At 77.2% G+C, this 7852-nt stretch carries 4 protein-coding genes; all 4 read right to left on the bottom strand.

Going from position 1 to position 7852, the window contains the following annotated elements; translation table 11 throughout:
• Window positions 1-135: 135 nt before the first annotated feature.
• A complete protein-coding gene (locus ACFV0O_RS03020) occupies window positions 136-1926 on the bottom strand; it encodes an ATP-binding cassette domain-containing protein (RefSeq protein ID WP_380335528.1) in 1791 nt (596 codons plus the stop codon).
• 254 nt (window positions 1927-2180) lie between these two features.
• On the bottom strand, window positions 2181-4040 hold the full coding sequence (locus tag ACFV0O_RS03015; RefSeq protein ID WP_380335525.1) for an ATP-binding cassette domain-containing protein: 1860 nt from the start codon (window positions 4038-4040) through the stop codon (window positions 2181-2183).
• 179 nt (window positions 4041-4219) lie between these two features.
• Window positions 4220-4345 carry a SapB/AmfS family lanthipeptide gene (locus ACFV0O_RS03010; RefSeq protein WP_350522840.1) on the bottom strand — a complete coding sequence of 42 codons (126 nt, stop codon included), beginning with the start codon at window positions 4343-4345 and terminating at the stop codon, window positions 4220-4222.
• 207 nt (window positions 4346-4552) lie between these two features.
• Window positions 4553-7126, bottom strand: coding sequence for a class III lanthionine synthetase LanKC (gene lanKC / locus ACFV0O_RS03005; RefSeq protein ID WP_380335522.1), 2574 nt, complete (start codon window positions 7124-7126; stop codon window positions 4553-4555).
• Window positions 7127-7852: the final 726 nt, after the last annotated feature.

Below are 7852 nucleotides of genomic sequence, written 5' to 3'. Positions count from 1 at the left end.
GGCCACCATGGGCTGGCTCCCGCGGGGCGGGGGGGGCTGCCGGGCGCCCCCCCGCCCGGGGCCCCCCGCCGCCGGCGCCCGGGGGCGGTCACGTTCCGCCGGCCCGTCAGTGCCGGTCCGTGATCTGATGATTCGTCAATTCTTTTGTGGTGACCGCCTCGTGATGCCGTCGGGCGCCGGATCGCCGGTCAGCCGGCGGTAGGCCGGCACCTCGGCCAGCAGGCTGCGGTGCGTTCCCAGCAGGGGCTGCGCTCCGTCCAGGAACAGGACCCGGTCCGCGCGGCGGGCCGGGCCGATCCGGTGCGTGATGGTGACGACCGTGCCGGGCCGGTCGCGGAAGGCCCGGTCCACCCGGAGTTCCGCGGCCGCGTCGAGGTGGCGGGTCGCCTCGTCGAGGATGACGAGCCGTGCGTCGCAGAGGTGGGCGCGGGCCAGGGCGATCAGCTGCCGTTCGCCGGCCGACAGGGCGGCCGGGGTGACGTGCCCGCCCGGTCCGCCGAGCCGTTCCACCAGGGACCGTGCGCCGACGGCGTCCGCGGCCGTCAGGACGGCGGCTGTCGAGGCGTGCGGGGCCAGCCACCGGAGGTTCTCCGCGACCGTCCCGGTGAAGACGTACGGGTCCTGGGGGAGCAGGACCCGGGCGCGGGCGAGGTCCGGTCCGGTCAGCCGGGCGGGCGCGATCCCGCCGAGCAGTACCCGGCCGCGGTCCGGGGCCACCACGCCGGCCAGGATGTCGGCGAGCGTGGACTTCCCGATGCCCGACGGGCCGACGACGGCGAGGTGTTCGCCGTCGTGCACCGCGAGGTCGAAGCCGTCGAGGACCGGGTCCGCGGCGGCGCCGTAGGCGAAGGAGACACCGGTCAGTTCGACCGAACCGTCGGCTGGGCGGGCGGCCGCGTCGTCGGGGTGGTCGACGGGCGTCGCCGTCCCGGCCTCGGCGGGCTCCGGGGCGCCGTCGTCGGGGTGGCCGACGTCAGGGTGGCCGCCGGCGGGGTGACGGTCGGTGGTGGGGCCGTCGTCGGGGTGGCCGCCGGCGGTGGCGAGGCGGTCGGCGGCCACCGCCAGCCGGAGCCAGGAGGCGCCCGCGCCCTGCACCAGCAGCCGCAGGGCGGGTTCCAGGGTGCCCGTCAGATATGCCAGCACGCCGACCACGGCGCCGGGCGTCATCCCCCGGCCGACCAGGGCGGGGGCGGCCAGGACGACCAGCAGCAGGGGGAGGTGCGCGCCCGCGGACACGATCAGCCGCCGCGCGCCGGCGAGCCGGGCGAGGGACCGCCCGGCCGCCTCGTTCGCCGCGACGGTGGCCAGCACCTCGCGCTCGGCCTCGTCCCGGGCGCCGCACGCGACCAGGTCGCGCAGGGCCTGCAGGGCGTCGGCGCAGGACCGCGCCAGTTCCTCCTCGGCTGCGAAGGCTTCCCGCTGGCGGCGGACGGTGGCCGGTGCGAGGGCCGCGAACGCGAGGAGCGACAGCAGCAGCGGGCCGGCGATCAGCAGGGCGGCGGCCGGGGCGAGGGCCGCGCTGCCGGCCACGACGGCGACGGCGGTCAACGCGAAGTGGGACACCACCAGCAGCTGTCCCGCGACGGTGTCGCGGACCGCCTCGACCTGACGGGTGAGCCGGGCGACCGCGACCGCGCCCGAACCGTCGGTCCGGCCGGGGGTGGCGGCGGCGCCGTGGAGCATGCCGGTCACCACCCGGCCCAGCAGCCGGTCGCGCATCGGCTCGACGACCTCGGCCAGCCACGGGTACGTCTGCCGGGACGCCCAGGCGCCGGCCACCGAGACCACGGCGAACAGGGCGAGCCAGCCCGCCGCCTGGGCGGGCCGGCCGGCGAGGAAACCGCGGTCGACGGCCAGGGCCAGCGCCTTGCCGGACACCAGGGCGGGCGCCGCGGAGAGCAGTGACCAGGCGAGGAGCCGGAGCACCGCAGGCCGGCTGTGGGCGAGTGCCGAGCGCAGCAGCCGCAGGCCCGCCCGGCCCGGTCGGTCCGCCCGGCCCGGTCGGTCCGCCCCGCCCGGCGGACGGGGCCGGTCCGGCGGGCGTGCCCGGTCCGGTGGATGCGGCCGGTCCGGCCGGTTCGTGCGGGAGGGAGACATCGCAGCCGCCTTTCACGGGTGAGGACCGGCGGGTGACGGCCCCCACGGGTGGACGGGGCCGGGCCGGGAGGGGCCGGGAGGGGTCAGTCCTGCGGTCCGCCCCCGAACAGGGCCCGGTAGGCGGGGACGGCGCAGAGTTCCTCGTGGGTGGCCAGCGCGCGGACGCGGCCGTCGCAGAGCCAGGCCACCGTGTCGGCGTGGGCGGCCACCGCGGCGCGTCGGGTGACCACCAGCCGGGTGCGATGGCCGGCCTCTTCGCGCAGGGCGTGCAGCACCCGGTTCTCGGTGGCCGCGTCCAGGGAGGAGGTCGCGTCGTCCAGGACGAGCAGCCGGGCGTCGCGGGCCAGCGCCCGGGCGATGCCGAGCCGTTGGCGTTCCCCGCCGGAGAACGGGGCCCGGTCCATCGGGGTGCGGTAGCCGTCGGGGAGGCGGCGGACGAACTCGTCGGCCCGCGCCGCCCGGGCGGCGCGGTGGACGCGGTCGTCCGGGCCGGGGGCCAGGCCCAGGCCGATGGCGTCGAGGACCGTCCGGCCGGGCAGGGCCGGATCGGCGAAGGCGCAGGCGACGGCGGTGCGCAGCTCCTCCGGGCGGACCGCGCCGAGCGGGACGCCGTCGAGCAGCACCGCCCCCTCGTCCGGGTCGAGCAGGCCGGCGGCGACGGCGGCGAGCGCCGAGGTGGCGGCGTCGTCGGCGCCGACCACGGCGGTCCACGTCCCGCCGGGGACCGTCAGGTCGAGCCGGTCGAGCACGGGGCCGCCGGGCCCGCCGACGACCACCCCGCGCAGGTCCAGGCTCCCGGCGCCGGGGAGGGCGGGCGGGAGCGGACGGGTGCCGACGGGCCGCTCCGGTGCGTCGAGCAGCTCGGTGAGCCGGGCGGTTCCCGCGCGGGCCCGGGAGACGTCGAGCAGGCTCTGGGCGGCGCCGAAGCCGCCGAGGCCGATGCCGGTGTAGCCGAGCACGGCCAGCAGCCCGCCGACGGACAGCGTGTGGGCGGCCACCGCCGCGCCGGCGGCCGCCAGGACGGCGAGCTGGGTCGCCGGGGCGAGCAGGGCGGAGCACCAGGCGATCCGGCGCTGGCTGTCCCAGAGTTCCCGGCCGTGCCGGGACAGTGCGGGGACGGGCCGCAGCACGCGGGCGGCCTCGCGGTCCACGGCGCGGGCGGCGGCGATGCTGCGGCTGCCGGAGACGGCGTCGAGCAGCCGGGTCGCGATGTCGGCCTGGGCCCGCTGGTAGTCCTCGCCGAGCCGGGTGGTGCGGCGCAGTTGGCGCCGGATCGCCGCGTAGCCGAGCGGGGCGGTGCCGAGGAAGGCGAGCGCGGCGGTCGGTGCGAGGACCGCCAGGGCGACGAGGGCCGCGGCGGCCATGGCGAGTTGGGCCGCGGAGTAGACCACGGCGGGAGCGGCGAGGGCGGCCTGCGGGGCGCTCGCGGTCAGTCGCGCCGCGACGTCCCCGACCGGGAGGCGGTGCGCTCCGAGCGGGCTGCCGGCCAGTACCCCGTGGACCGCCCGTTCGCGCAGTCGCGCGGTGGCGTCGGTGGAGATCCCGGGGCCGGCGTACTGGCCGACGGCCTCGGAGCCGGCCAGCAGGGCGAGGGTGCCGGCCAGCGGCAGGACGCCCCGGGTGCCGGCGCCGGCCAGGGCGGCGTCGACGGCGCGGGCGAGGACGGCCGGGAGGGCCAGGGCGGCGCCCGTGCTGGTGGTGACGGCGAGGGCCATGACGGCTGCCCGGCCGCGGGTGAGGCCGAGTACCTGCCGCAGCCCGAGCGGTTGCCGCCGTCCTCGCCGGGGAGGGGCGGGCTCGGCCGGGGGCCCGCTCGGCGGGGCGGTCGACGGGTCGGTTCGCGGCACGGTCGACGGGGCGGCGGTCGGCGCGGGTGTCGGCGCGGGCGCCGAGCGGGCGGGGTCCGTGCGCAGTGCCGCGGACGGGGAGGGTTCGGTCGGCACGGGTGACCTCCGGACGGGTGCCTCGCCCGGAGCGGGTGCCGGGACCGGGCCTGGAACGGGAACCGGGCCCCGGCCGTGGGACCGGGGCCCGGCGTCGTCCTCGGCCGGCCGGCCCCGGACCCACGGGGACGGCCGGCCTCGGACACCGGCCGCGGGGCGTGCCCGCGGCCGGTGGTCGCTCAGAGGCAGAGCAGGGTGCTGACCGTGCTGTTGGTGCAGTTGACGGCGCTCAGCGAGCTGAGGACCGAGCGGTACTCGACGGTCTCCTCGACGGTCTCCAGGGCCTGCAGGTTCAGGATCGACATGGTGAACTCCCATCAGGTTGTGGTGCCGTGCTTCCGGCAGTAGCCGGAACTCGTGGGCGGCGGGTGTCGCCGCGGGGGTGGGCAGCCGGCCGGTGGTCGCGCTCGGCGTGCCGGGGGTGGGACGGTCCGGGGCGGGTGCGCACGCGCGCGGCGTGGCGGGCCGGCCGGATCGCCGGGGTGGTCGGTTCGGCCGGGCCGCGGGTGCGGTCAGGCGCGGTTCTCGCGGGGCCCGTCCGGGGCTGCCGGCGAGGGCCAGAACGGCATCGCGGGCGTGTCCGCGAACACCGCTCCGAGTGCGGTCAGCACGCCGGCGCTGCCGGTGGCCAGGTCCATCGAGAGGCGCAGCAACTGCTCGCCGGGGAAGGCGAGGTGGCCCTGGTAGGGGATGGCGTGCCAGGCGAGCCGCCGGACGTGGCGGCGGATCGCGTCCGGGTGCGCGGTGTCCCCGTCCCGGGCCTGGCGGAGCAGGGCGATCAGACCGGCCCGTCCGTTGAACAGGCCCGACTGGACGATGAATTCGGGCTCGGCGGCGCCGCGGATCTGCTCCAGCCGTTCGGTGAGCGCGGCGTCCGGGCGGTGCCGCAGGTACTCGTGGAGGACGGCGGCGATGCCGGCGCTGCCGGACTCCAGGTAGGGCAGCACCCGGGTTCCGTCGTCGACCTGGAGGGTGCCGTCCTCGGCGAGGACGCAGCGGTCCAGGTCGCGGTCGAGGGCCCGCCGGGCGAGGTCGAGCAGCCCGGTGTCACCGGTGTCCTCGTAGAGGCGCAGCAGGAGCAGGGCGGCTCCGGTGGGGCCGTGCATCAGCCCGGTGCGGGCCCCGGCCGGGGCGCCGGTGTCGTCCGGCAGGTGGAGGCCGAGTTTGAGCACGGTGCGCCGGGCGGCGTCCACGGCGGCGTCGAACATGGCCTTGTCGCCGGTGGTGCGGGCGAAGTGGTGCAGGGTCAGGCCGACGCCGGCCAGTCCGCCGGCCAGGTCGGTGCCCAGGCCGTCGGGGTCGTCCTTGCCGAGCCGTTCCAGCAGGTCCAGTGCCTCGGTGCGGCGGCCGAGCAGGTCGAGGACGTAGGCGACGCCGTGGCCGCCGAGGAACAGGCCGGACCGGCAGGGTTCGCGGTTCACCGCCTCGGTGAGCCAGCGGACGTGGTCGGGGTCGATCTCGGCGCCGGTGGTGTGCAGGGCCCAGAGCACGCCGGCCGCGCCGTAGGACAGGCCGAGTCCGTCGTGGGTGAACTGGCCGGGGTCGCCGGGGAAGAGCCGGTCGGTGCGGTCCGGGGTGGCGGTGGCCGTGATGGCGGCGGTGAGCTCCCGGCGCAGGCGTGGCCAACTGGCGGGCTCGCCGTCCAGCAGGTCCTCGAAGGAGCGGTACGGCGTGCCGGTGGCGCCCGGGGCCGAGGGGGCCGGCGGGTCGGGCAGCAGTTGCGGGGACAGCCCGAACCGCTGCCGGGCGGCCCGGACGAGCGAGCCCGCCTTGCCGGGGCTGAGGACGGTCAGCGGCATCAGCGGCAGGAAGAGCCACAGCCGGATGGCGGCCAGTGCGTGGTCGTCGACGGCGAATCCGGTCAGTCCGGGCGGGGCGGCGAATCCGGCCGCGCCGAGTGCGGGCCTGAGGAACTCGTCGACGGGGGAGGCGAGTTCGAAGTCGACGAAGGTGACGCCGCCGTCCGGCCGGACGATCAGGTTGCGCGGGTGGAGGTCGCCGAACACGATGCCGCGGTCGTGGATCGCGCGCAGGCCCTCGGTGATGCCGTCGAGGATGCGCAGCGCCTTGGTGCGGTAGTCGTCGACGGCCGCGGTGTCGGTGTGCGGGTGGACCAGCGGGTAGTTCAACCCGAACCAGCGGTGCAGCGGTTCGCCCTCGACGTACTCCTGGACCAGGAAGTGGTGTTCCCAGGAGGTGAGGTACCCGAGGGCCTGCGGGACGGCGTCGAGGCCGCGCAGGTGCTGCAGGACCTCGTGTTCCCGGCCGAGGCGCCGGACGGCGTCCTCGCCGCGCTGGTCCAGGCCGGCGTAGGGCCGGGCCTCCTTCAGCACGACCTGGGGTCCGCCGCCCTCGGGGCGGCCGAGGTAGATGCCGCCGCCGTTGGAGAAGTGCAGGGCCCGTTCCACCGTGTAGGGGAAGTCGCCCGGGCCGGTCCGCGCCGGGTCGGCCAGGGCCGGGGCGAGGACGGCGGGCACCGGTGCCCACTCGGGGACCTCGAAGACGGCGCGGCGGACGTCGGGGCGCAGCGCGCCGGAGGGCTCGCGGAAGGCGAGGACCAGTTCGCCGGTCTCGGTGCGGCAGAACTGTTCGACGAACCCGCCGTAGCGCAGGTAGAGCGGTCCCTCGCGCCAGCGGAGGTCGCTGAGGATGTACGGTCCGGGGTCGCCGTCGAGGGCGGCGTCGAGGTCGGTGAGACATCGCTCCAGCGCGTCGTCGCCGACCGGGTAGAGCGTCATGAACTTGCCGCTGGAGCCGCGCGGGGCGTACTTGGCGTTCTGCGTCTGGACCAGCGCCGGGCTGCGCAGGAACTTGAACGGGACGCGGTGCTCGAAGCAGTGGGCCCGTACGAGGTCCAGGATCCGCGGGGCGTTGTCCATGCGCGCCGAGACGTGGATCTTCCAGCCCTGTTCGGGCAGCCGGAGGTCGACGGGTTGGAAGCCCACCCACACCTCGCGGGTGTTGCGCGTCCAGCCGGACGGCGCCGGCTCGACGGCGGCGGGGAACTCGTCGAGGGTGGCCCAGCGGACCGGAGAGTCGTAGAAGAGCGGATCGGCGTAGGAGTACGCCTCGTAGCGCATGTCCATCGGAATCCTCCAGGGGGCGTCGAGCAGCGTCGACCGCACGCCGTCGTCCGGGCGTACGGCACCACTGGGCCGGGGGAGAAACCTGGGAGAGGGGGATCGCAGCTGTGGAGGCCTCGGGTGGGAGACCGGGGCGGCTGGTGAGCGGCCCGGGGAGAGTCTGCGGTCAGCGCTCCGGCGGACGCCAGTAGATCCAGGATGTTTGGCTGAATATCCCATCGGGATATTGGTCGGGACGATTGGCATGGGCCCCCACCAGCGGTGATCGCTCCGGGTGCAGGGGCGACTGCGTCCCGTGGTGGGATCGCGCGGGGCCGCGCGACGTGATCGCAGGTCGCACGGCCCGGCCGGCGCACGGCCGCGCCGGGCCGGCCGCCGGTCCGCCGGACCGGTCCGGCCGGCACCCGCGGTGCGATCTTCACCCGGACGGTGCGGTCGGTTCGGCGGCGTACGACCGCTCCGGATTTCCGGTCATGGCCGGATCCCTCCCGGCGCGCTCGCGGCGCAACCGTCGGCGCGTCCGGTCCGCCCGACGGCGCGCGCGGGGGGACGGCCCGTCCCGTGCGACCGGGGTACGAACGGATCGTCCACCACCCACGGCGGGCCGGGGGGTGACGGCGCGGATCCGGGGCGGGGGGGGGGGCCCCCCCCCGGCCCCGCCGCCCCCCCCCCGGGGGCGGGGGGGTATTAACAACAGAACGCGGGGGGGAGGAGGTGTGGGTTTTTATA

This window comes from Kitasatospora sp. NPDC059577 (genome assembly GCF_042735475.1).
Lineage (GTDB): Bacteria > Actinomycetota > Actinomycetes > Streptomycetales > Streptomycetaceae > Kitasatospora.
This window is presented reverse-complemented; position numbering and strand designations above follow the sequence as displayed.